Below are 25,654 nucleotides of genomic sequence, written 5' to 3' on the forward strand. Positions count from 1 at the left end.
CAGCCCGCATTCTCTGTCGCTCCCTATTCACCAAGGCCAGAGCTTCTCTGTTCCTGCAAGGGCAGGAAAGGGCTGGGCCTGCCGTGCCACGAGATGCGCAATGCGTCGCGGGCACGCGTGGCGGCCACGAAGAGCTGATTACGGCTCTTCTTGAGTTCGCGTTCATACCGCTTGGGGTCGCTTGTCTCGTACTTCTCGACAACTGCAGTGCGTGGGAGGATGCCGGCGCTCGCGCCGACGATCGCTAGTTTCTGGTATTCGAGCCCCTTGAAGCGGTGCATCGTGCCGATGTGGACCTCGCCGCTGCCCTGTGGGCCGTCCTTGGTGAGGGTGGCCGTGGTGATGCCATGCTTGAGCTCCAGGTCGGCAGCGACGCGGCCGGCCATGTCGCCATCAGCGACACAGACCGCCATGGTGCCGCTGGGGTCACGTACGGTGCCGTCCTCGGCGGGGTGCATGATTTCCTCGCGCCACCTCTTGAGGGCCTCGGCGAGCTGGGTGATCTCGTCGGTCCAGTCGTCGCAGGCAACGTACTCGGGGGCCGGGCCGTGCAGCAGAGAGTGGTAGCCGTTGAGGGTCTCGGTGCCGTCGTCGAGGTCGTCGTAGGTGACTCCGCGGACGACCTTGGCGGCCTGGTCGAGGATCTCTTGGGTGGTGCGGTAACTGAGGGTCAGTTTCGAGGAACGGCCGCGGATGTTGATGCCGACTGTGGACAGGGTGACCTGCCGGTCATAGATCCGCTGGTGGGTGTCGCTCGCGATGAACAGGTCGTTCGAACCGGGGGCGACCATGGCGCGCAGCATCTTCCAGTGAGCGGGGCTGAGGTCCTGAGCCTCGTCGACGACGATGTGCCGGTAGCGGTGACGCAGGTAGCGCATCGCGGAGCTGTTGTCGTCGAGGTGGGTCAGGTCACCACCGCCGATGTCCTCCTTGCGTTCGGCCCGGAGCTGAATCTTGCGGGCGCGTTCCATCTCGTAGCGGGCTGCCCGCTCGGCAGCCTGCGCCCAGGTCTCACGGCCCAGCCCGTTCAGGCGCAGGGTGAACTGTTCGAGCAGCTTCCAGATGACGGCGCGTTCGGGACGGCTGAGGGCGCGCCCCATACCGGCGCGGCGGGCCTTGAAGTAGTCCTGGCGGGTGGCAAGGGACTGGCCGAGGACGATCTGTTCCCATTCGTCGAAGAGGAACTCGGCGTCCCAGCGCTGCTCGTCGTGTTCGAAGAGGACTTCACGCAGCACGTCCAGGGCCGCGTCATCGGTGATCAGGCTGCGCTGTGAGCCAGGGGCCGAGTTCTCGTTGAGGACGCTCTGGGCGAGCTGGTCGATGTGCTTGATGTCGACCCGGCTCAGCAGCGCCGGATCCATGAGCGAGGTGAGCCGGGAGCGCAGGTCGGCGGTGAGGTTCTTGGTGTAGGTCGTCAGCAGGATCGGCTTGCCGTGGCCGGGTGGCAGAGCGGCGGCGAGACGGGCGACGCGGTGCAGGGCGACGATGGTCTTGCCCGTGCCGGGGCCACCGCTGACGCGGGCGGGACCGCTGTAGTTCCGCTCGACGATCTTGCGCTGGGTGGGGTGGAGATAGACCTTCCAGGCGCGGAAGTCGCCCTCGGCGAGGACGTTGCGGATGTCGTCGTCGACTGTGGTGACCGCGGTGCGGGTCAGGGCTGCCGCCATGTCGTTCTCGAAGCCAGGTTCGAGTTCGGTGGAAGCAGGCTGGGTGATCTCGCGTTCGACTTCCTCGACGGACATGCCGGAGCCGAGCCCGGTGAGGACCTCGGCGGTCAGGCGCGGTGCACCGGCGATGAGTTGGTCGAGTTCCTCCTCGGTCGTGACGGCGAGTGCGAGGTCGATGAGGGCGTCGGCGACACCCAGCCGGCGCAGGTCCTCAGGGGTGCAGACGAGAAGTGGTTCGGCAGGGGTCGGCGGTTGATCTGCTACGACGGGCGCGGGTGTGGGCTCCGCCGCGGGTGCGGCTTGCTCGTCCGGGGCCGGAGTGAGCTGGAGTCCCGCCCGCTGAAGGACACTTTGGCCGACTACACCGAGGTCGACGAACTCGATCTCACCAGTGATCCGGTTGATGGCGACGCTGAGCTCTTCGTAGACGTCCTTGCGGTGGCGGACGGCGACGATCAGCCACTGCTGCACGCCGTCGGCGCCGACACCGGCACGAGCGAGAAGGGCCCGGTAAGAGCGGTCGATCTTGGCGCGGAAGATGCGGCCGTCGCCCTTGAGGGGCCTCAGATCGAGGCTCGGATGATCGGGGTCACGGCGGAACTGGTGACAGAAGTCGTAGAACTTCGTCTTGACCGACGAGTCCATCCTGTAGAGCTCGTTTTCGGCCTTCTGGTAGAGGCTGAGACGTGCGGTCATCGTGCGGCACTCTGTTCGTCGGAGGCGGGGCGGGTAGTGGCGTCGGGGAGAGTGGCCAGGAGAGCGTCGAGGTCGGCGAGCCAGTCGTCGGCCGAGCGGATGGTGAATCCGGCGTTGCGGTAGGCGCGCCAGGTCTTCTCGCTCTCGTCGTCGTCCTGGTCGTACGGCTCGGCCATGACGGCGATGCGCAGGTCGCCGTGGTCCCAGGCGAAGTCGGCGAGCCAACCGCGTTCGCCGAGCTCGTAGCCGTATGCGGGGGCCTTCTTGCCGCCGTCGGCCAGGGCATGGGCGAGGCGGGTGAGGGGAGCGTCGGGTTCGTCCTCGTCGAGGTATACGAGGATTTCCCGGTCCCACAGCAGATCCCGCAGCGCCGCTTCGAGGGGTGTGTCGCTGGACGCCTCCACGGGGGACATCTGCGCGGGCACGGGCAGTGGCACGGGTCCGCCGGTGCCGTACCGCACAATCAGGGACTCGAGTTCGCCGACTCCGCCGAAGGCCTTGAGTATTGCGGTGTCGAAGCGACCCGCGGTTGCGGTGGTCAGCTGGACGCCGTCACCGCCGTCGTGGGCGAGGAACTGCAGGATGTTGGACCACTGGAGCCAGGCGCGCCACCGCGTCTTGTGCTCGGGTGTGCCGAGCTGGTCGGGCTCTGTGTCGTCCAGGCAGGCCAGGGCGGTCCAGTAGCCGGTGGCAGCGTCGACCAGAAAGGCGACGGGCAGACCGGACTGGTCGCGGGTCTGGAACAGGTTGAGCGTGCCGGTGCCCTGGACGGGTACCGGGGCGATGCCGTCGGCGCGGCCCCAGGCGCCGAGAAGCAGGTCGAGCATCCGGCGCGTCTGGTCTGGGGTGCCGTTGCCGACGAGAATCTCCTGGCCGGTTCCGAGGAGCCCGCCCACCACGGCTGCCGCCCGCTTGCCCCAGGCAACGTCGTCGGGGTTGCGCAGGTAGGCGAGGAGCATGCTCATCGGGTCGGTGAAGGCGGTGGAGGCGAGGTCGTCACCACCACGCTCGGCGTAGAGCTGCTTGGCTACGTCCTGCGCACTGGCCGGGTAGGGCGGCCAGACCGGCTCGGCCGGCTCCCGGTCCGCCGACGACTCGGACGTGTTCGTGAGTCGTTCGAAGGCGTCGAGGTCGTCCCAGGTGAGCTGGAAGACGGTACGCCCCTCGGCCCGGAGCCGATTGCGTTTGTCGGCATCTCCGGCAAGCCGGTTGTGGCGCCGGGTGGCGTGGAAGCGGTGTCCGTCGAGATAGACGGTGATCTTCTGCTTGGGCCCGTCAACGCGTTCGAAGGTGAAGTCGGTACGAGTGTAGCCCTCGTTGCGCTGGGCGGTCAGACGCCATCCGTGCACGGTGCCGACCTTGTTCAGACGCAGATAGGCACTGTTGTCGCCGCTCTCCTCCAGTACGGCGTCGGCGCGCTGTCCCGCCCACCCGCGCAGGGCCTTGAGGAAGCGTGCTTCGAGGTCGGACTCGACCTGTCCGTCCAGCCCGATCTGGTCGGTGTTGCCGACCGGTTCGGTGTCCCAGGCGTCGGTCTCGGTGCCGAGAAGTTGATCGAGGATCTCCAAGGCGGCCTGGCGGGAGACCCGCTCGATGTGCTGTTCGTCGGCGTAGCGATAAAGGCAGCGGTGGCAGGCCGGCCCGCCTTCTCCTTCGCAGGGGCACTCCAGGAGGAGCCGGCGCGCCCCTTCGAGCACCTGCCGGAAATTCGCGGGGTCGGTGAGCCGGTCGAGGTAGCCGGTGCCGTGCGGAAGACGGTCGTACAGGACGAGGAAGTGCCGCTTTTCCGCGGTGTCACGATCCGGCATGGTGGCGAGGGTGGTGTCGAGGTGCTGTGGGTCGCCGCCGAAGGCATCGTCCACGCCTAGACGCAAGGCAGCCTGGAAGGAGTGGACCTTCTCGTCGACGAGCACGGTCGCCGCGGGCAGCAGGATGCGCAAGGCTTCGGTCTCCAGCTCGTGAGCGAGCAGGACCGGCTCCTGGGGTACGCCTTTCTTGCCGCGCCGCAGCGGGCACCACGGGGTGTGGTGCTTGAGGTCCCGCCGGCGATTGGCGGAATTGTCCACGGCATCGCGGTCGTCGTCGAATACCGGACGGCCGTCGGCGCTCGCGGCCCCGCAGGCGGTACACACATGGAACGGAGCGATACGTACGCGCCGCCCGGCGAGCTGGTCGCTGTCCTGGGCGCCTACGCTGAGCGGTCCCGTGTTGACGCGGCGGATGACAGCCCGGCGGGTGTAGTCGACGCCGAAGATCTCCTTGGTGTGCCGCCACGACTTGCCCACTGCGAAGTGCTCGGGATCGATGTCCACCATGTCGACGACTGAATAGAAGCGGTGATCGCGCTCGTCGCTCTCGTCGCCGATCCTGGCGTCCTCACGCTTCTCGCGGGCTGTGACGACACGGGGCTGGACGATCTGCCACAGACAGCCGGAGTCAGCGATGCCCGCCTCCCCGCAGCGCGGGCAGGGCGCCGTGTCGGCCTCGGCGTTCTCGGTGCGGACATAGCCGCACGAGGGGCAGAAGCGCCAGTAGCGCCAGTCCTGATCACCACCGGTGACGATGTCGATACCGGTGATGCGGTGCTTGTAACCCTCGGCGTAGAAGGTGTTGCCGGGGGCCAGCTCCGAAAGGGCGTAACCGCGCGGCCGGTCGTAGGAGAAAGACTTCGACTTGTAGCGGACGCGCCCCTCTGACGTGCTGCCCTCAGGCCAGAAGACGGTGGAGTGCAAGGTGGTCGTGGCATCGAGCAGCGCGTAGTTGGGCAGCAGACCGAGGTCGCACAACACGGTTTGGGCGGGCCGGCGCTGACGTTCGGCGCCCTTCCGGGACAGGGCTCCCAGCTCGGCCTCCAGCTCCGCCTTCGTACGCGCCTGATCGTCGTCGCCCTCCTTGAGCTCGTCGATCGCGGAGCGGATGGCTCGGATACGCGTGCGCAGCTTCTGGTTTTCGCGCTCCCACTCGCGTTCGGCCTTCTCGATCGTGCTGCGGATGCGGCGCACAGCGTACTTCTTCAGCTCCTCCTTGGCGGTGTCGTCCACGCCGGTCGGGAAGAGCGCAAGGAAGTCTGCGACGAGTTCCTCGCCGTGGGCGAGGGCGGCCTCGGTGAAGTCGGCCAGGTAACCGGAGGGACCGAACAGTTCATCGACGCGACGCGGCAGTGCGGCGAGCGGTCTGCCGTCCTCGCGCAGCAGACGGCCGCGAGCCGCGAGGTCGAGGAGGTGGGCGGTGTACTGACGGCGCAGGATTTCGATGGCTGACAGGTACGAACCAGGCGGCACGATCCGGCCGTCGATCATGTCGCGTGGCCGGTCGAGGAAGTACAGGTCGCGCCGGGAGCGGTCGGGGATGGTCAGCAGAAAGGCGTTGCCGGTGCGACGTCCGGCACGGCCCGCCTGCTGGGCGTAGTTGGCCGGCCGCCGCGGCAGGGCACCGAGGACGACGGCGGAGAGGTCGCCGATGTCGATGCCCATTTCCAATGTAGGTGTGCAGGACAGCACGTTGGGGTCGTTGAAGCCCTCGCCGCTGCGGAAGGCCTCCTCGACGCGTTCGCGCTTGCCGCGGGAGAGCAGGCCGGTGTGCTCGGCGGTGATGACCTGGTAGGTACCCGCTCGCCGATACAGGCTGCGGTAGTAGTCGTCACGGTAGTCGCGGTCCCGGTCGTGCCGGTCGACGGTCTCCAGCCACCGGTCACCGGCGACCAGCCGCCCGTTCGTGCAGCGGTACGCCTGACAGGGCTGATCGTGGTACTGCGCCAGCAGCGAGGGGTGGACCGTCTGCTCCCAGAAGCACTTCGGGCAGCGTACGTACGCCACGTTGACCTGCGAGTCCGACAACAACTGAAGTCGCACGGCGCCAGGTTGGAGGCCGTACAGCCGGGCAGTCGTATCGCCGGGGGTGCGTGCCGCGAGCAGTCCCGCATCGGTGAGTCGAGGCAGCAGCCGCACCCAGAACTCGTCGGCCTGTTCACGGGTCATGTCGAAGCAGCGCTGCGCCCAGGTCTGGTACCAGGACAAACGCCCGGCGGCGAAGTCGAACTCGCTGCCCTGCTTGGGGCGCGCGAGCAGGAAGGTCGGCGCGGAGACGCCCTTGGGGAACGCCTTCATGCCGCGCGGGCGGCCGCCCCAGATGTAGTAGCGGCTGGTGCCCGCCTCGTCGAGAAACCTCTCCAGCCACCGGTGCCCGACCGCTCCCCGCGTGCGCAGCCGTTCCACCAGGCCGCGCAGGAAGGCCAGATAGCGGGCGTCGTCGTGTTCGGTGAGGGCCAGTCCACGGTGCGTGGCTTCTTCATGAGCGGCGCGTACGATCGCCACGGCCTCCCGCTCGTCAGGGATGTCAACCCAGGCGGCTGCAGTGCGGGTCAGTTCGAGGGTACGGCCGTTGCGGGACCGGTGGCCGAACTCCATCACGGCCTCGAATGCGAACCGTTCACCGATCAGGTCCCAGGTCTTCTTGTCTCCGCCACGGCCCTTGCCCGACAGCAGACGCGCCACACCCGTGTCGTCGTGCAGGTCCGGAGGGACGACCGCGGCGAGCGTCTCGCGATCAGTGGTGGCCGCGACGACGTCGGCGACGAGATCGTTGAGCGCGCTGGGTCGCTCCTCGCTCAAGTGCTTGGCGAACAGTGCCCGCAGGGAGAACGTGTACGAGCGGGAGGCGACGAATCCGGCCCGGTGCGCGGCGTCCTGCACCGAGTCGTTGAACATCAGCGTCTTGGTCTCACCCTGCTCCTTGTCCATCTCCCCGCCGGTGAACAGCTGGGTGACGGACGCGGCCGCGAGCGCGGCGGCTCCGGTACCGAGAAAGCGGATCGCGTTGTGCGTGCCGCACGCGGGGCACCAATCGTCCTTGGCGGCACGTTCCGCGGTGTCGCCGAGCTGCACGAGGACGAATGCCGAGTCGGGACCGGCAGGCTGAGGGTTGCCCTCGTCGTCGTAGTCGGCCCGGGGGTCGGGCAGACGCAGACGCCGCGAGGGCCCGTCGAGGACCATCAGCACACCTGCGCCGCCGGTGGTCAGCGACCTCTGCGCCGCCGGGGCCATGGCTGTACGGCCGTTGCCTTCACGGGCCTCGCTGTCGGTGGCCGCCACCAAGGTGCGTACTTTGGCCTTCTCGGCGGTGACGGTGGCGCGGCGGATCTTGTGAGCCTCGAACTCCAGCTCCTCCAGGTCCGACTCCGGAGCCAGAACCGACCATCCGGATCGCCCGCACTCACGGCAGTACACGGCGGGCAGGAAGATCCTGGTGTCGCGTGAGGTGGTCGTGTCCGGCGTGGTACGCAGTCGGCTCTGAGCCCCGGTGGTGTCCCAGGCGAACTCTGCTTTCGGCCACGGCAGTACACCACGCAGCACGCGTGTGACGGACCGCGCCCACTGGTGCACCTCGACCTGCACGAGAGGACGGCTGAGCGCGGCCGGTGCGTCCGGGTCACGTGCCACGGACAGCAGTGCGACGAAGCGGGCGAGCGCCAGGGCGGCGATCTGCGGCCGTGTCGTGATCGCCTCGTCCCAGCTCTTGGCCCCGCTGCGGCGCATCACGTCGAGCACCTCGTCGTACGTGCGCACGGTCCCGTCGAAGGCCTTCAGCACCGCGTACGTGAGCCGGTTGCGCTTGAGCGTGGCACCGAGGGTGACCGGATCGGCCGTACGGGTTCCGGTGACGGCCTCGGCGAGGTCCGCGAGCGCTTCGGGACCGGAGGCGGGATCCGGCAACGCGGTCAGCGTCTCGGGGGGCGTGGCCTGGCCGGGCAGGAACTTCGCGTCCGGGATCGACGCGTCGAGCATGAACTCGTCGACCGTCAGCCGGTCCTCCCCGATGATCGCGTCCTCGGTGAACTCGGTGCCGAAGACGTTGGTGGCCACGGAGAGAAGCCGGCGCACTCCGTCCTCGTCGGTGCTGGAGGCCAGGGTCGCGGACGTGGCGACCGGAGTGATCGTGCCGAGCGGACTACCGGGCCTCGTGGCGCCGACGGCGATGGCGAGTCGGCGCAGCAGCATGGCCACGTCGGTCCCCTGCGCGCCGTCGTAGGTATGGAACTCGTCGACGACCACATAGCGGATGTCGCTGCCGTCCCACAGCGGTGCGTCGGCGGCACGCTGGAGCAGCAGGTCGAGCATCTTGTAGTTGGTGATCAGGATGTCCGGCGGGGACAGTTGCATGTCCTGGCGGCGGGTGTAGACCTTGTCGTAGTGCGTGGCCGCCTTGTCCCCGATGTACAGGCCGGCGCGTACGCCGCTCAGCTCGGCGTACTCGGTGAGCAGTCCGTTGATGCGGGCCGCCTGGTCGGTGGCGAGGGCGTTCATCGGGTAGAGGAAGACCGCCTTGATCCCGCCGTTCCCGGCGGCGCGCTCGCGGGCACAGTGGTCGAGCACGGGGTAGAGGAAAGACTCCGTCTTACCGGACCCGGTGCCCGTGGTGACCACCGTCGGTTGAGGCGTGTGGCCGTCCTTCGAGGTGAGCCGGGCGAAGGCGCGGGCCTGGTGCGCGTACGGCCTCCAGCCGTCGGTACGCACCCAGTCCAGGTGCTGCTGCCAGCCGTCCTCGGCCGGGGTGAAGGGCGTACGCAGCCGCAGGAACGGGCCGCGGAACATGCCTGTCGTCTCGTCCTCGAGAAAGGCGTGCAGGGCCTTGCGAGCGCCCTCGTCCGCGAGGCCGTACGTCGTGGACAGGTACTGGAGCAGGCTCTCCTTCAGCCCTTGTGCTTCGAGGGTCGGTCTCACTTGCCCGGGACCTCCATCTTCTCCGGGTCCCACAGACCCTTCGCGACGGCTTCGTCGAGACGCTGTGTGAAGTAGGCGTGTGCTTCCCGCATCTCGCGCTCACGGTCGGCTTTGTAGAAGGGAGCGGTGTATCCGTCGGGGACCGGGGCGGTCTCGGGATCCTTGAGGTAGGCCTCGAACTGGGTCCAGTGCTCCTTCGTCTGGTCGAATCCGTACGTGTACCGGTCCCCGGCGATCTTCCGCTCCTCGGCGTCGAACCACGTCACCCGGTCGAAGTCCTGCATGATCGGGAAACGAGCACGGTACATGGCGATGAGCGTGTCGGCGTCGATTCCGAGCCACACGGCCACGAGCGCGTCGATCTCGACGAGGGCGGCGCGTCGGGCGTACTCGGTGCGCAGGGGGGTGTCGCGCTGCCAGGTGGGGGTGACCTCGTGCAGCTCGGTCTTCATGTGGGGCCACTTGATCGCCCAGGGCTCATAGCCGGGCCACTCGGGGTCGTACAGCTCGGCCCAGAGGTCGGCGTAGGCGGTGGTGAGGGCGTTCAGGCGGAGGGTGCGGAGGATGAGGGCGGGGGCCAGGGGGTGGTGCTCTTGGGTGGCAGGCATCGTGCGAGCGCCAGCTACTTGGAGGTCAGACCGCCCGGAAGTGCGCAGCAGATAGTCGAGCGGTAGAGAAGCCCAGAAACCAGCATTAAGTGTTGTAAGGCGCTCGTTCTTGACCCGGGCGCTGTGGACCATATGGACGTGAGAAACGCCAGGCGGAATCAACGCTGCGTAGAGGGCGCGCTCCGTATCGGGCGCGATCTGCCGCCGCCACGCAAGCCGATAGTCCTCGGTATACCGATGACTCGCCTGCGCCAGTAGGAACTTCTCCACCTGCTCGTTCTCGATTTCCTCCGGCAGCATCTTGCGCTTCTCTGCGACCCGTAGCCGCGTCCGCTCCCGCTCCTCCTCCGACGCGAGAAGCGCCTCGTACTTGTCCCAGTGGACCCATCGGTCCTGTTCCCCCAGGAAGACATCGCGAGGAGCCACACACCGGTACTCGGACTCCGGCACGGCGTCATCCGCGAGCGCCCTCGGGTCGAGGCCTCGGACCTCTCCGCCGCCCTGGCTGGGCTGCTTGAACATCGGGTTGGCGACGCCGATCTGCGGCCCCTTGAGGATGACGTCGCTCCACGTCTTCGCGTGGTAGTCCTCCTGGCCGACGACGCCGGTGTTGTAGTCGATGAGTCGCTGCTTCTTGTCCGGGCCGAACTGTGCCACCTTTGACGTGGTTTCGTTGTAACCCTGTGTGATATCGGGTTTGAAACTTCCAAGACGCAGGGGGTATGTTCCCAGCGCGTCGATGGCCGGGTCCTCGGCCGTACTCACTGGTGTGAGCAGACGCGTGTGCTCCAGTGGTCCTTCGTCACCCGTCAGCCGACGCCACCGCGCGAGGGTGTCGCGGGTGACGCGGATGACACGCTTCGGATGGGGGCGTTCGTCCCAGTCTCCGTCGTACTTTACGCCGGGATCGACCCCGGCGTTCTCGGCGGAGGCGGACAGGCGAAGCGAGTCGACGGTGAAGAGCCACGACAGAGAGTCAAAGGAGATCTCCCCTTCGGTGCCGTAGATGTGCACACCGAAGTGACTGGACCGACCCACCGGCGGCGGGAAGAAGCGGTTGCCCGCGTTGACGAAGTCACCGTGCACGCGCAGCCGCCGGTACGCCGCCGCCCGCAGCTCGGTTTCCGCGTCACCCGCGAAGTGGGTGTCGGGGTGAACCATGCCGGCCGTACCACCGCGCCCGGCGTGGTCCCACACCTCGCACATGAACGCTCGATAAAGGTCCGGACGGCTACCTGAGATCAGCGGGTAGACAGGCGAGGCAGACAGATAGCTGGCCACTGTCACCGTGTTCGTCACCTCGCCGAGCAGATACTCCTGCACCTCCTTCCGCGCCAGCTCGGCCTCCCGTCTCCGGTTCTTGTCCTCCGCCTTCGGCTTCTCCGTGAGCATGAACCACGGCTCGTACTCTGCGAGGACCGAGTTTTCCTTCCATTCCGGCCGCACCCACGGCGGGTTTCCCACCTGGAGGTCGAAGCCCCCGGACTCGCCGGTGAAGATGCCGGCGAAGTCCAACTCCCAGTGAAGAAAACCCTGTTCATCAGCGATGTCGCGGACGATCCGCATCCACGGATAGCGCGTCTCCACCGCCTTGCGGGCGTCGTCCATGCCCATCTCGGCCTGGATCAGGTCTTCGAGAGCCTTCAGTTCCTCGAGGGAGTCGACGGCCGTGGCGAAGGTGTTCTCCGGGATCGGTCCCGTGCCCACCATGGACTCCAGGAAGGCGATCCAGTCGTCCAGGCTCGCGAGCGGGATGACGTCCCGGCGGCGCGTCACGCCTGCGGGCTTCCTGGGGCTGGATGAGCCACGCCCCTTTTTGATCTCCTTCTTCACCACGAGTGCGTCGTCGTCCCCGCTCTCGCCGAAGGACATCTGGTCACCGTCCATGGTGAACAGCGGTCTGTTCTCGACGAACTGAGGTGCGGGTCTCGGCGCAGGCACTGGCTGCTGCCCGGTCTGGACGGACTGCCCGGCCACCGACGACAGCAGCGCATCCAGGTCGGCGCCCGTTTGTGCCGTCACCACCGGGGCCGTGGCGTACTCCGCGTCCGACCCGTCCAGCAGGCCCACCTTGTCCAGCGGCCAGAACCACAGCGCGCACCAGGCGTCCATGACCTGCTTGAGCCGCCAGTACGGGGAGCCTTCTGCGTCGAAGAGGTCCTTGAAGACCTGCTCCTTGGTCATCGGCAGGCTTCGGTCCGCGTTCTGCTTGTCGCGACGGAGGAAGGCGTACTCCTCCGCGTCCTCCGCGCGGTCGGTACCCCATACGTCGATCGTGCGGGCGATCTCCCGTTCGCTCAGCTCCATGCGCTTGGCCACCAGCTGCCACAGGAACTCGACCCGACGGGCCGCAGCCTGCAACCGGGCGAGTTGGCTGCTCTTGCCACCAGTCGACTTGGGCTTGGTCAGGATGCCCTTCTTCCAGGTCTTCAGCTGCTCCGCCTGCGGCCCGGCGAGCTGCTCGACCAGCTTCTTCGCATCGCCGCTGGCCCCTGCGACCGCACCCCAGCCGGGCGTGGGCAGAAGAAACTGATGCACAGCCCCTTCGGGCAGCAGTTGTTTCGCACCGTCCTTTGGCGCTCGGAAGGGCAGCTTGGTCGGCGTCTGGGCGCCGATCGTCCGCTCCTTCATGATGCGCTCCGCCTCGTACACCCATCGCCGCGCGCCGATCAGCGAGTTGCCGCGCCGCAGGTGCAGACCGAACCACGGCGCCCGCATGCCCGGGTGCATGGTGTTCAGCCAGAGGGACACCTCGGCCAGCTCCACACCCGTCGCGTTCAGGTCGACCCCGTACGCGTTGTGGAGGGCGATGTACGCCTTCACCTTCTGCTTGGCGTCCAGGGCCTTCGAGGTGTCCAGGCTGACGCCCAGTTCCTCCTGGCGGCGTTTGAGGTACTCCTCGGCGACCTGGTTGATCGCCTCGTTGAGGAACGCGCCGGATCCCAGGGCGGGCTCGCAGATCGTGTAGCGCAGCAGCTCGCTCGCCCGTGTCCGGATCGTGTTGCCGTCCGCGTCCTTTTCCTGGTCGAGGCGGTGTTTGAGAGCCAGTTCGACGGTGACCTTGGTGAGGGACTCGGGGGTGTAGTACGAGGCGGAGGTCTCTCGGTCACGGCCGGCCAGGCGGTAGACGAACGTGCCCGGATCGTACTTCTTCGGGCCGCGCAGACCGTACTGTTCGGCATCCTGGGCGGAGTACACAACATGCGTGTTCTCCGGGTAGTCCTTCAGCCGGTCCGCGGGGATGAGCCAGGAGCCCTTCTCCGGGTCGCCGTACTGCTTGCCTCCCTTTTTCGCGCCGGGCTTGGCGACCTCGGCCAGTTCTTCCTCGGCGATGATGCCGGTGTAGGACATCAGGCCCTCGTAGACCGCGCCGAGCTGGTTGATGCCGAGGTTGCGGTAGGAAATGAACCCGCCTTGCCGCCCCTTCCGACTGGCCTCCTTCATGGTCAGCAGACGCAGCACCTGGTGCAGGGCCTCATTGCGCAGGCGCAGGTCGAGCCACCGAGGCTGCTCGTCCCCGTCCTCGTCCCACCGCGGGTCGAGGACGTGCCGGCCGATGAGAGTGATCGCCTTCGGGTCGAACAGCTCGCTGCGCAGCGCCTCGAAACGCAGGCCGCGTTGCTCGCTGCGCTCGGCGGCGGGCTTGTGGTCGTCCGGTTCGGTGCCGTGCGGACGGTGACCGTAGTTGACCTTGTTGAACAGAACGTCCAGCGAGGTGTACAAGTGGAAGCCCTTGCGGCTCTCCTCGTCGGCCAGCTTTCGCTCCCGCGCCACCAACTCGCGCAGCCGGGCGATCGAGTAGCCGGCCTCGTACGTGGAGTCCTCGACGGGCAGGATGCCCAGCTCGGGGCGTGCCTCCGCGTACAGAAGGAAGAGGATGCGGTAGAGGTAGCGCAGCGATTCGCGGGTGAGCTGCTTGGCGAACGGTCCCTGCTTGGGGTCCTCGATCTCCCGTGGCTCGACCCCCGCCTCACGCAGACGGGCCAGGACCTCGTTGGCGATGATCTCGACCGAGCGCTGGAGTCCCTTGCGCAGCTCGGAGTTGACTCCGACGGCGTTGTCGCGGGACGCCTTCAGCAGGTCGTCGATGCGTCGGCCCTTGCCGTCGGGACGGGGCGCGAGCATGTCGTGCGAGAAGAGGGCGGCGAGCAGGGCGAGTTCGCCGGCCTTCGCTGTGTCATTACGGGCGAAAGCCGTGTCGAGGCTGACGGCGAGGTAGCGACCCTCGGCCCAGGCACTTCGGTCGGCAAGGACGAGGACGCCGCCGCAGAGCAGCAGAACGAAGCGAGGGGCGTCGCCGCCGGGCTCGTGCAGTTCGCTCTGGAAAAGCCAGCTGGCCAGCTTCTCGCCTGCTTCGAGGAGACCGTCGGCGGTCTTGAGGGGGTGGAGGAGCCGCCCTGCCTTGTCGGGGTCGAGTGCGTGGTCGAGCGTGGCGGTCCAGCCGCAGTCGAGGGCAACGATGCCATCTCCGTGCCAGGCGGTCTGAAGCTCGTAGTCGCGGCCGGCGTTGTGCACGGTGATCGGTTCGGGCCGGTCACCGCCGTAGCCGAGGGCCTTGAGCACGGCGGTGTGCCAGGTGGTGAGGTGCTCGGCCCACTCGCCCGTCGGGTCGTCGTAGGTGCTGCCGGGTTCCTCCCGCTGGGCGCGGGAGGCCAGGAAGGGACGCACGGTGGCTTGGTACTCACCGCGGAGCCGGGGGAGCAGTTCGCGGGGGGTGGGACGGGGGTCGTGCGGGTCGGTCTCGCGGCTGGTCCAGAGGGTGAACAGACCTTCTTCACCCGCCTTGCTCTTCTTGAGGGTGTACTCCAGCTCCTCGCTGAAGTAGTGGGCGGAGAGGTATTCGCCGCGATTGGCGAAGGAGTCGTAGGTGTAGCTCATCGTGCGGGCTCCTCGGCCTGCGCGGTGGACGCGGTGATGTGAAGGGGCTCGAGAACGGCGAGGACCCGCAGCATCGGGTCGCCGTCGGTACGCAGGCGGCGTACGAGGTTGCGGCGGCGTGCGGCTGTGTCGTACACCTGCCGACGCCGGCGCTCCTGGTTTCCTACGGCGATCAGGGCGCCCTGCTCCCAGGCCTGCACGCGGTTCTCGTAGGGCGCCAGGTAGGCATCGACCTGCTTGTCGTAGTCGGCGCGGCGCTCGCGCAGGTGGGTCTCGGCCGCGTCGACGGCCGCCGGGACCAGCGTTTGAAGGAGGTCGGGGTTGACGGGGCGGCCACGGCCGGGCATGTCGGGGCCTACGCCGCAGGCGGCGAGGAAAGCCGAGTCCATGCGCCATACGCGGGGCGCGGCCTCAGCGAGGCCGGTGACGGCCATCCACTCGACGACCGTCGGCTTGCCCGCTGCGTTGGAGTAGACGCCCTGGAGGAGGCAGACCGGACCGGTGAGTGCCGCGGGGAGGGCGGCGTCGATCCGTTTGGCCTTGTCCACATCGGGGTGGTAGGCGAGTACGAACGCTTCGTCGTAGCGGAGTTTGGCGAGGACCTTGTCCGTCACCCAGTCGAGCACGGGGTGGATGTCGGAGACATAGGAGACGTTGGGCCACTGGGAGGTGGGGTGGCCGGTCTTGCCCTGCTTGGCGTTGCGGGCGGCTTCCAGCCGGTCCGCCGCGTACTTCTTGTCGAAGGTGATGCGCAGCGTGCCCTCGTGCTTGGGGGTGGTGAGGATCTTCTCCTGCTCCAAGTACGACTTCGGCAGTTCCCGGAGGCGGTACTGGAGATCGTCGGGCGGAGTGAACTCGATGCGCCCACCCGCCGTCTCGGGCTTCCAGTTCAGGGCCTCGCGCTCAGCCGCCGGGTAGATGAGCTCCACCGCGGCCTGAAAGTACGCCTTGGTGTTCGCGAACACATGGGGAACGTCCGCTTCGGGAACCGGGGCCCTGCCGACGGTGGCCGGGGCAGCCGCCGGGTCGGCCAGCCGGGCGTTGGCACCGGCGAGCAGTCCGGCGAGGACACCGCCGGACTCCTGCCGGGACTGCTTGAGGGAGCGTTCGACGGTGCCGCCCTTGATGAGGTCACGGGTGAGACGGTCCTCTTCCTTCTTGTCGTTGTAGAGGCCAGTGACAGCCTCGGCGCTGCCCTCGCCGGTCTCGATCTCGTGCGCCTGGGCCTCACGCCGCAGCAGACGAGCGCCGACGAGCCGGTCGTCGAGCGTGAGCATCTCGCCGCTCTCCTCGTCGCGGCGCCAGGGCACGTCGGCGGTCAGGATGAGCGCACGGAACTCGGGGCTGACCGCCTGTCCGTAGCGGTCGATGCGTCCATTGCGCTGCTCGATCCGGATGAGGGACCAGGGCAGGTCGTAGTGGATGAGATCGTGGCACTGATGATGCAGGTTGACGCCCTCGGAGGCGATGTCTCCGGTGAAGAGCAGCCGCACCGGTTCCTCACGCCGGCCGAAGCGGTCGACGATCTCCTGCTGCTGCTGGTCGTTGGTGATGTCACCGTGCATGACCTCAACGGCGCCGTCGTACGCCTTCCACGGACGCGCCTCGTCCGGCTTGGCTTGGTGCTTCTTCTTGAAGCCGAGGCGGGCCGGAACCACCTGGGCCAGCCAGTTCAGCGTGTCGACCCGCTCGGAGAAGATCACGACGCGCCGCTCGGAGGCCGGTCCGACACCGAGGTCGTCCCTGAGCGTGCGTACGAGTGTGTCGAGCTTGGCGGAGTCCTCGTCGGTGAAGTCCGAAACCAACGCCTCCAGCTCGGTGAGGGCCTTGCTCTCGGCGGCGAGAGCGGCGCGGCGGGCGTCGTCGTCCGCCGCGGTCTTGGCCTTGCCGCCTTTCGCGGTGCCGTTCTTCCGATTGTTCATGTACTCACGGCGCCTGGCGAGGGACTCCCGCAGGGCGACATGGGAGGAGAGGAACGCCTTGAGGAAGTTGTAGCCGACCAGCGGGTCGGCGCAGACCGACGCACGATTCGGGTCACCAGGGGTCCACTCGCGCGCCAGCTTCTCGAGGATGGCGATTTCCTTCGGCGTCGCGTGCGCGGGCACCGGCAGCGAGGGACCGCGTTCGGCCCACGGTTTGTCCTTGAGGCCGTCGCGTACTTCGCGGTCGGTCTTGGTCCGCCTGATGTAGAGGTGGTCGAGGTCGGCGACCTTGTAGTTCTTGGGATCGGCGATCGCCGCCGGGTCGAGCATCCGGATCAGCTCGGCGAAGGATTCGGCGTCGCCGTTGTGCGGGGTGGCGGAGGCCAGGATCAGCGCATCGGTCTGCTCGGCGAGACGGCGGGCGAGGGCGTTGTTCCGGGTGCCCTTGTTCACAAGGTTGTGTGCCTCGTCGATGACCACCGCGTCCCAGGTGATGTTCTCCAGGTGGTGCGCGTACGTCGCCGACTTGAGGGTGTCGACGGAGACGATGACTCGTTTGAAGTGGGCGAAGGGGTTCCGGCCCGCAGGGATCTCCTGCTGGATGCGCTGGATACCGGTGGAGTCCAGGCGCACCAACGGCAGGGAGAAGCGGGTCCACAGCTCGCGCTGAAACTGCTCCAGCACATGGGCGGGCGTGACCACGAGGATGCGCTCGCCACGCCCGCGCCGGATCAGCTCGGCGAGCGTGATGCCGATCTCCAGGGTCTTGCCCAGGCCGACCACGTCGGCGATCAGCAGCCGCGGCTGTGGGTTCCGCATCGACAGCGCCAGCTCGGCGGGACGCAGCTGATGCTCCTGCCGGTCCATGAGGAAGGAGTCGGCGAGGGCGATGCCGTGCTCGGTCTGCGGCAGCGCAGTCTTTCGGATGACCGCCTCCAGATAGAGGCGGGCTTTGGCGTGCTTGGAGGTGTCGTCGGGAACGAGCCGGGTCTTGCGCGGATCGAGTACGTCGATCTGGTCCAGGCCGGAGTAGAAGACTGCGTCCGTGCCACGGACGAACGCGGAGACCCCGCTGACCTCGACCATGAGCCCGTCACGGGACTCCGCGACGGACTTCACGAGCCACTGCTCGTCCCGGATGCGCACCTGGGCACCGGGGGCCAAGGCCGGCCTCGTGCCGGCCGGATACGCGAACTCCGTCGCCTCGGCGTCGCGTGCCTCAGGAACCTCGGGCTGCATCGCCGTGGTCACGTGGTGCTCCTCTGTGGACTGTGATCGGTGATGTGCAGTGTGCACGTATGGGGCGCGAGGTGATCAACGCCCTGAACCGGCCCCCGTCGCTGACAGACGGGGGGAGTGGATCAACGCTTCGACCAGGCAAGCGTCGGCTTGGCCGCGTAGCGCTCGCGCAACTCCTCGGCGACCCTGCGGGAAGCGGGAGGACGGCCCCTTCGGGGTGCGGGCTTGTCCGGGCTTCCCCTCCTGGACCCCGGCTCGTGCCCGGATGCCGCGCCCGGAGCCGATTGCGGGCCCGGCGCGGGGACAGGAACGCTCTCCGCCGGAGATTCCGACTCTGCGCGCAGCTGCCGTTCCAGCGAGTCGAGCCGGTCCAACATCCGCGCATCAGGTTGCGGCAACACCATCGTCGGATGGTCCGTCGCCGTCGTCTCCTGGATGAGAGCGCGCCGGGCACGGGCTGGACTCGTTCCCAGCAGACGGAGGAGATCGGTACACTGCCGGATCACCTCCTCCAGGGAGGGCCGGTCGTCCGCCCTGTGCGCCAGCATGGTCGTCACGACGGGCACCAGTTCATCGGGCAGCCCGGACAGATCGGGGCCGACCTCCGGGTTGACCACCTGCGCTGCGACAGCCTCCCACCGGGCGCCGTCGTACGGGTAGTGGCCGGTCGCCGCGTACAGGAGTACGGTGCCCAGGCCGTACACATCGGCGGCCTGCGTCACCTCCAGCTCGCCCATGGCCTGCTCGGGTGGCATGCAGCGCACCGTGCCGATGACCGAGCCGGCTTGCGTCAGCGACCCCTTGGACGCCCCGATGAAAGCGCCGAGGCCAAAGTCGATGATCACGGGTCCGAAGTCACCGAGGATGACGTTCTGCGCCTTCAGGTCACGGTGCACCAGGCCTGCTGCGTGGACGGCGGCGAGCCCCTCGGCCAGAAGGGCGCCGAGGCTCGCCACGAGTGGCGCGGATAGTGGACCTTGATCCTTCACGACGTCGGAGAGCGGGCGCCCGGGGACGTAGTCCATGGCCAGCCAGGGCTGCTCGGCGAAAGGATCCGCGTCGATGAAACGGGCCACACGGCCTGTTCCCGAGATCGTACGCGCGATGGTCGCCTCGCGCTCGAAACGGGCACGCGTGTGCGGATCCGTGCGGTCGGGACGGATCACCTTGACGGCGACCGGTTCACCCGCGACGGAGTAAGCGAGGTACACCTCCCCCATCCCACCGGCGCCGAGCCGCCGCTCGACGAGATACGGGCCGATTCGCAGCGGCAGAGTCGCGCCGTGCACCACACCCCCCGAGACTTCCGCAACGACTGTGCGACCGCTACAGCCTACTTACTGATCGTGGTCGTACGAGTGTCGTACCAGTTGGCGACCCTACGACGCGTTCGGCCTTCCGGACGCACGCGTTTACTCAACACTCGATGATGTTCACCGCGAGACCGCCGCGCGCCGTCTCCTTGTACTTCACCGACATGTCGGCACCGGTCTCCTTCATGGTCTTGATGACCTTGTCCAGCGAGACCTTGTGGGAGCCGTCGCCGCGCAGGGCCATGCGGGCGGCCGTGACGGCCTTGACCGCGGCCATGCCGTTGCGCTCGATGCACGGGATCTGCACCAGGCCGCCCACCGGGTCGCAAGTCAGGCCCAGGTTGTGCTCCATGCCGATCTCGGCGGCGTTCTCCACCTGCTCCGGTGTGCCGCCCAGCACCTCGGCGAGCGCGCCCGCCGCCATCGAGCAGGCGGAGCCGACCTCGCCCTGGCAGCCGACCTCGGCGCCGGAGATGGAGGCGTTCTCCTTGAAGAGCATGCCGATGGCGCCGGCGGCGAGCAGGAAGCGGACCACACCGTCCTCGTCCGCGCCGGGCACGAAGTCGATGTAGTAGTGCAGGACGGCGGGGATGATGCCGGCCGCGCCGTTGGTCGGAGCGGTCACCACCCGGCCGCCGGCCGCGTTCTCCTCGTTCACCGCCATCGCGTACAGCGTGATCCACTCCATGGCGCGGGCGGCGGGGTCGCCCTCGGCGCGCAGCTGGCGGGCGGTCACGGCGGCACGGCGGCGGACCTTCAGGCCGCCCGGCAGGATGCCCTCGCGGGTCATGCCCCGCCGGACGCACTCGCGCATCACCTGCCAGATCTCGAGCAGGCCGGCACGGATCTCCTCCTCGGTGCGCCAGGCCCGCTCGTTCTCCAGCATCAGCGAGGAGATCGACAGGCCCGTTTCCCGGGTCAGGCGCAGCAGCTCGTCGCCGGTGCGGAAGGGGTACTTCAGGACGGTGTCGTCCAGCTTGATCCGGTCCGCGCCGACCGCCTCCTCGTCCACGACGAAGCCGCCGCCGACCGAGTAGTACGTCTTGGCCAGCAGCTCGTCGCCCGAGGCGTCGTACGCCCACAGGGACATGCCGTTGGCGTGGTAGGGGAGTGCCTTGCGGCGGTGCAGCACCAGGTCGTCGTCGAAGGAGAAGGCGATCTCCCGCTCGCCGAGCAGGGTCAGGCGGCCGGAGGTCTTGATCGCTTCCACGCGTGCGTCGGCGGTCTCCACGTCGACGGTGCGCGGGGAGGCGCCCTCCAGGCCGAGCAGCACCGCCTTGGGGGTGCCGTGGCCGTGGCCGGTGGCCCCGAGGGAGCCGTACAGTTCGGCCCGGACGGAGTGCACCGAGGACAGCAGGCCCTCCTTGTCCAGGCGGCGGGCGAACATGCGTGCCGCGCGCATCGGACCGACCGTGTGGGAGCTCGACGGCCCGATGCCGATCGAGAACAGGTCGAAGACCGAGATGGCCACGGTGACTCCTTGTGCGGAAGGACGCCCGCGAGGGGCGGCCGGTGCGCCGCGCACACGCCGGGGTGTCCGGAGGATGTGCGCGGCGCCCGAAGGGATGACTTACTTGTTCAGACCCGGGTACAGCGGGTGCTTGGCGGCCAGGGCCCGCACCCGGGCCGCGAGGGCCCCGGCGTCGTAGGACGGCTTCAGCGTCTCGGCGATCACGTCCGCGACCTCGGCGAAGTCCTCGGCCGTGAAGCCGCGGGTGGCCAGGGCCGGCGTGCCGATCCGCAGACCCGAGGTCACCATCGGGGGCCGCGGGTCGTTCGGGACCGCGTTGCGGTTGACGGTGATGCCGACCTCGTGCAGCCGGTCCTCGGCCTGCCGGCCGTCCAGCGCGGACTCGCGCAGGTCCACCAGGACCAGATGCACGTCCGTGCCGCCGGTCAGCACGTTCACGCCGGCCTCGCGGGCGTCCGGGGCCGTCAGGCGCTCGGCGAGGATCCTCGCGCCCTCCACTGTACGGCGCTGGCGCTCGGTGAACTCCTCGGACGCCGCGACCTTGAAGGCCACCGCCTTCGCCGCGATCACGTGCTCCAGCGGGCCGCCCTGGAAACCGGGGAAGACCGAGGAGTTCAGCTTTTTCGCGAAGTCCGTGCCGCGGGACAGGATGATCCCGCCGCGCGGACCGCCGAGGGTCTTGTGCGTCGTGGAGGTCACCACGTCCGCGTACGGCACCGGGTTGGGGTGCAGCCCCGCCGCGACCAGGCCGGCGAAGTGGGCCATGTCGACCCACAGGAAGGCCCCGACCTCGTCGGCGATCCGGCGGAAGGCGGCGAAGTCCAGCTGCCGCGGGTACGCCGACCAGCCGGCGATGATCACCTTCGGGCGGTGCTCCTTGGCGAGCCGCTCCACCTCGGCCATGTCGACCAGGCCGGTGGCGGCGTCCACGTGGTAGGCGACCACGTCGAACTGCTTGCCGGAGAAGTTCAGGCGCATGCCGTGGGTGAGGTGGCCGCCGTGCGCCAGGTCCAGGCCGAGGACGGTGTCCCCGGGCTGGGCGAGGGCGAACAGGGCCGCCTGGTTGGCGGAGGCGCCCGAGTGCGGCTGCACATTGGCGTACTCGGCGCCGAACAGCTCCTTGACCCGGTCGATGGCGATCTGCTCGGCGACGTCGACGTGCTCGCAGCCGCCGTAGTAGCGGCGGCCCGGGTAGCCCTCGGCGTACTTGTTGGTCAGGACCGAGCCCTGGGCCTCCATCACCGCGAGCGGTGCGAAGTTCTCCGAGGCGATCATCTCCAGCGTGGACTGCTGGCGGACCAGCTCCGCGTCGAGGGCCGCGGCGATCTCCGGGTCGAGCTCGTGCAGCGGGGTGTTGAGGGCAGTCATGCCAGGATCGCTCCTCAGCCCTCGTTCTGGGCCGCGTACTCGTCGGCGGTCAGCAGGTCCACCGGCTCCTCGGCGACCCGCACCTTGAACAGCCAGCCGCCCTCGAAGGGGGCGGAGTTCACCAGCGACGGGTCGTCGACGACGTCCTGGTTGATCTCGGTGACCTCACCGGTGACCGGCGAGTACAGGTCGGAGACGGACTTGGTCGACTCCAGCTCGCCGCAGGTCTCGCCCGCGGTCACGGTGGAGCCGACGTCGGGGAGCTGGGCGTAGACCACGTCGCCGAGCGCGTTCGCCGCGAACTCGGTGATGCCGACCGTCGCGACGCCGTCCTCGTCGGCGGGCGACAGCCACTCGTGCTCCTTGCTGTAACGCAGGTGCTGGGGGTTGCTCATGGCTTGAATTCTCCTGTACCGGGTCACGTGCTGATGACGGGGGCTGAGGGGAGCCGCCGGCGGGCGGCGGGCAGGCGCGCGCCGGCCCTGCGGCGACGCGCGCCCGACGGCTACTTCTGCCGCTTGTAGAACGGCAGGGCCACGACCTGGTACGGCTCGTGGCTGCCGCGGATGTCCACGCCGACGCCCGGCGTGCCCGGGGCGGCGTGCGCGGCGTCGACGTACGCCATGGCGATCGGCTTGCCCAGGGTGGGGGAGGGGGCGCCGGAGGTGACCTCGCCGATCACCTCGCCGCCGGCGACCACCGGGTACCCGGCGCGCGGCACACGGCGGCCCTCGGCGACCAGGCCGACCAGGACCCGCGGCGGGTTCTTCTCGGCGCGCTCGGCGGCGGCCAGCAGCGCCTCGCGCCCGACGAAGTCGCCCTCCTTGTCGAACTTGACCACCCGGCCCAGCCCCGCGTCGAACGGGGTCAGCTCGGTCGTCAGCTCGTGCCCGTACAGCGGCATGCCGGCCTCCAGGCGCAGCGTGTCGCGGCAGGACAGCCCGCACGGGACGACGCCGGCGTCCTCGCCCGCCTCGCTCAGCGCCTGCCACAGCCGCACCGCGTGCTCGGGGGCGACGAACAGCTCGAAGCCGTCCTCGCCGGTGTAGCCGGTGCGGGCGATCAGTGCGGGCACGCCGGCGACGGTGCCGGGCAGCCCGGCGTAGTACTTCAGGCCGTCCAGGCCGGCGTCGGTGAGGGAGGCGAGGACGGCGGGGGACGCGGGCCCCTGGATCGCGATCAGGGCGTAGGCGTCGCGGTCGTCGCGGACCTCGGCGTCGAAACCGGCCGCCCGCTCGGTCAGCGCGTCCAGCACCACCTGGGCGTTGGCGGCGTTGGCGACGACCAGGTAGGTGGTCTCGGCGGTCCGGTAGACGATCAGGTCGTCCAGGATGCCGCCGTCGGCCCGGCAGATCATGGTGTAGCGGGCGCGGCCGAGGGCGACCGAGGCGATGTTCCCGACCAGGGCGTGGTCCAGCACGGCGGCGGCCTGCGGGCCGGTCACGGTGATCTCGCCCATGTGGGACAGGTCGAACAGGCCGGCCTTCGTCCGCACGGCCAGGTGCTCCTCGCGCTCGGAACCGTAGCGCAGCGGCATGTCCCAGCCGGCGAAGTCGGTCATCGTCGCACCGAGCGAGCGGTGCACCGCGTCCAGCGCGGTACGGCGGAGCGGACGGGCGTCGGAACTGCTCATCGGGGTGGTCTCCCGGGCATGAGGGACGAGGACGGGACGGATCTGTGTCCTCCCCATCTGTCATCGGAACCTGAGAGGTTCGCCATGACCGCCGTCGGGCGGACGTCACGGCTTGCACCTTGGGTGGAGCCACTGCGGCAGCGGCCCGCTTTTCAGATGTGCCTCGCCCGCGCGGTAACGGTGCCTGAGAGATTCAAGGGAGGGACTTGCTCCTTCGGCGCCCCGGGCACACGTGCGGGTGACGTGCTGCCGGGAACTCTCCCGCGCGGATTCAAGCGGCCGGTATGCAGTTGGCGCGCACATCATCGCACGACCGGCCGCGTGGTGGCAGTGCCCCCTTTGTGACCGGGCTGTGGCAGAACGTGCACGGGACCGTGAGTACCACGCCATTACCTTCTCTTTACGCGCGATGGGCAGGTGAACCTCACCGCCCAGGGGAGGGACGATGACCTCGAACAGGACCGTGCCGGCGTACGCGGCGAGCCGGGGCGCACACTGCCTGGCCCTTCCCGCGGCGCACCGTCTCGCGGCCCGCGAGCGCGCCGGGCACCCCGCACCGGTCGTCCGCGACCTGCGGGACCGGGACGGCCGCGGGCCCCGCGTCCTGCTGTTCGGGCCCCGCGACGTGGTGGTGGTCACCGGCCTGCCCGGCGCCGGCAAGTCCACGCTGATGCGCCGCACGGTGTGCGGACCGGTGATCGACTCCCAGGACACCCGGGAGCGCTGGGACGCCCGCCTGGCCGGCCGGCTGCCCTACGCCGTCTACCGCCCCCTGGTCCGGCTCGCCCACTACGCCGGCCTGCGCCGCGCCCTGCGCACCGGGGAGGGGCTCGTCGTCCACGACTGCGGCACCCAGCCCTGGGTCCGTGCCTGGCTGAGCCGTGCCGCCCGCCGCAGAGGCGGCCTGCTCCACCTGATCGTGCTGGACGTCAGCCCCGAGCAGGCCCTGGACGGACAGCGCCGGCGCGGCCGCGGGGTGTCCCGCTACGCCTTCGGCCGCCACCGCCGCGCCACCGCCCGGCTGCTGCGGGACGTGGCGGCCGGGGAGCCGCCGGCGGGCTGCGGTTCGGTGACCGTCCTGGACCGGGACAGCGCGGACGGACTGCGGCGGATCGGGTTCACCGGCGGCCACGGTCGCATCACCCGATAGCCTTTCGATCACAGCAGTGTTGTTGAGCAGGCGGTGGAGATGGCTTACCCGGACTTCCCGGACTTCCCGGCACAGGCGCACCCTCAGCCGCACGGCGGCTGGCCCGGCAACGAGCTGGAGGAAGTGCTGTCCGCGTCCCTGGGCGTGCCGTCGGCCGCCGGCCGGATCGTCGAGGTGCTCGCCCGCAGCGACCTGTGGGTGCCGCTGCCCAATGGCGGCGGCCCCGACAGCGGCCCGCTCGACCTGCCCACGCTGGAGATCGACGGCCAGGCCTATGTGCCCGTCTTCAGCTCCGAGGGCCAGTTCCGCCAGATCGCCGGCTCCCACATGTCCTTCGCGGTCGCGCCCGCGGTGGAGTTCGCCCGAGGACTGCCTCCGCAGGCCGGCATCCTGATCAACCCCGAGGGCGTCGTCGGGATCCCGCTGCCCCCGGCGGCGGTGGCCGAACTGTGCCGGGCGGACCGCACCGAACTGGACGGTCCCGCGACCGGCGGCCGGGTCCGCCTCTTCGAACCCGACTGGCAGGACGACCCGGTGGACTTCCTGTCCGCCGCCGGCGCCGAGTTCGACGGCATCGGCGTGGTGCGCACCGCCCGCCGCTGCCTGGCCGCCGTCGAGACGGGCGACCCGCAGCTGTACATAGGCGTCGAACTCTCCCAGTGGGAGGGCGATCTGCGGGCCCTCCCACTGGAGGCTCTCGGCCGTGCGCTGGCCAAGGCGCCGGTCGCCTGGCCGGTCAGTCTCGTCCTGCTGGACGTGACCGACGACCCGGTCGCCACCTGGATGAGGGACACGATCCGGCCGTTCTACCAGTACGGTCAGCGATGACCCACCGCCCGCCGGCGCCCCTGCCGGCGGGCCCGCGAGCCCGACGGGGGAGTCAGGCCCGGTCCGGACAGGGCCTAAGCTGGACCCACGGCTCGGTCGAGACCTTGGAGCATGGAGGGGCGGTACAAGTGAGCGCCAGCGCAAGCGGCACCGCGACCGGGC

11 protein-coding genes and 2 riboswitches are annotated in these 25,654 nt (G+C 69.0%); of the genes, 2 read left to right on the forward strand and 9 right to left on the reverse strand.

Annotation, left to right across the window (positions count from 1 at the left end; genetic code table 11):
- Positions 1-23: 23 nt before the first annotated feature.
- From IE286_RS19415 to gcvT, 9 genes are all read right to left on the reverse strand, one after another.
- Positions 24-2,363: a UvrD-helicase domain-containing protein gene (locus IE286_RS19415; RefSeq protein WP_189798045.1), complete on the reverse strand. Its 2,340-nt coding sequence runs from the start codon at positions 2,361-2,363 to the stop codon at positions 24-26.
- A complete protein-coding gene (locus IE286_RS19420) occupies positions 2,360-9,082 on the reverse strand; it encodes a DEAD/DEAH box helicase family protein (RefSeq protein WP_189798046.1) in 6,723 nt (2,240 codons plus the stop codon). The genes IE286_RS19415 and IE286_RS19420 overlap by 4 nt, the downstream gene beginning before the upstream one ends.
- Positions 9,079-14,568, reverse strand: coding sequence for a hypothetical protein (locus IE286_RS19425; RefSeq protein WP_189798047.1), 5,490 nt, complete (start codon positions 14,566-14,568; stop codon positions 9,079-9,081). Before IE286_RS19425 ends, IE286_RS19420 begins: the two co-directional genes overlap by 4 nt.
- On the reverse strand, positions 14,565-17,741 hold the full coding sequence (locus IE286_RS19430) for a DEAD/DEAH box helicase (protein WP_229863172.1): 3,177 nt from the start codon (positions 17,739-17,741) through the stop codon (positions 14,565-14,567). The genes IE286_RS19425 and IE286_RS19430 overlap by 4 nt, the downstream gene beginning before the upstream one ends.
- A 110-nt stretch (positions 17,742-17,851) precedes the next feature.
- Positions 17,852-19,021 carry a serine/threonine-protein kinase gene (locus IE286_RS19435; RefSeq protein ID WP_229863174.1) on the reverse strand — a complete coding sequence of 390 codons (1,170 nt, stop codon included), beginning with the start codon at positions 19,019-19,021 and terminating at the stop codon, positions 17,852-17,854.
- 124 nt (positions 19,022-19,145) lie between these two features.
- Positions 19,146-20,513, reverse strand: coding sequence for an L-serine ammonia-lyase (locus IE286_RS19440; RefSeq protein ID WP_189798048.1), 1,368 nt, complete (start codon positions 20,511-20,513; stop codon positions 19,146-19,148).
- A gap of 99 nt (positions 20,514-20,612) precedes the next feature.
- Positions 20,613-21,881, reverse strand: coding sequence for a serine hydroxymethyltransferase (gene glyA / locus IE286_RS19445; protein ID WP_189798049.1), 1,269 nt, complete (start codon positions 21,879-21,881; stop codon positions 20,613-20,615).
- Between the two features lie 14 nt (positions 21,882-21,895).
- Positions 21,896-22,276 (reverse strand): glycine cleavage system protein GcvH, encoded by a 381-nt coding sequence (gene gcvH, locus IE286_RS19450; RefSeq protein WP_189798050.1) that lies wholly within the window; start codon positions 22,274-22,276, stop codon positions 21,896-21,898.
- Positions 22,277-22,386: 110 nt separating this feature from the next.
- A complete protein-coding gene (gene gcvT, locus IE286_RS19455; RefSeq protein WP_189798051.1) occupies positions 22,387-23,514 on the reverse strand; it encodes a glycine cleavage system aminomethyltransferase GcvT in 1,128 nt (375 codons plus the stop codon).
- A gap of 47 nt (positions 23,515-23,561) precedes the next feature.
- A riboswitch (glycine riboswitch) is annotated at positions 23,562-23,676 on the reverse strand.
- Positions 23,677-23,788, reverse strand: a riboswitch (glycine riboswitch). It lies immediately after the preceding riboswitch.
- 171 nt (positions 23,789-23,959) lie between these two features.
- Here gcvT and IE286_RS19460 point away from each other — a divergent pair.
- Entirely contained in the window at positions 23,960-24,664 is a 705-nt protein-coding gene (locus IE286_RS19460) for an AAA family ATPase (protein WP_189798052.1), read from the forward strand.
- A 39-nt stretch (positions 24,665-24,703) separates the two neighbouring features.
- Complete coding sequence (locus IE286_RS19465) at positions 24,704-25,492, forward strand: enhanced serine sensitivity protein SseB (protein WP_189798053.1); 789 nt, start codon at positions 24,704-24,706, stop codon at positions 25,490-25,492.
- The last annotated feature ends 162 nt before the right edge of the window (positions 25,493-25,654 follow it).

This window comes from Streptomyces thermodiastaticus, assembly GCF_014656135.1.
Taxonomy (GTDB): Bacteria; Actinomycetota; Actinomycetes; order Streptomycetales; family Streptomycetaceae; genus Streptomyces; species Streptomyces thermodiastaticus.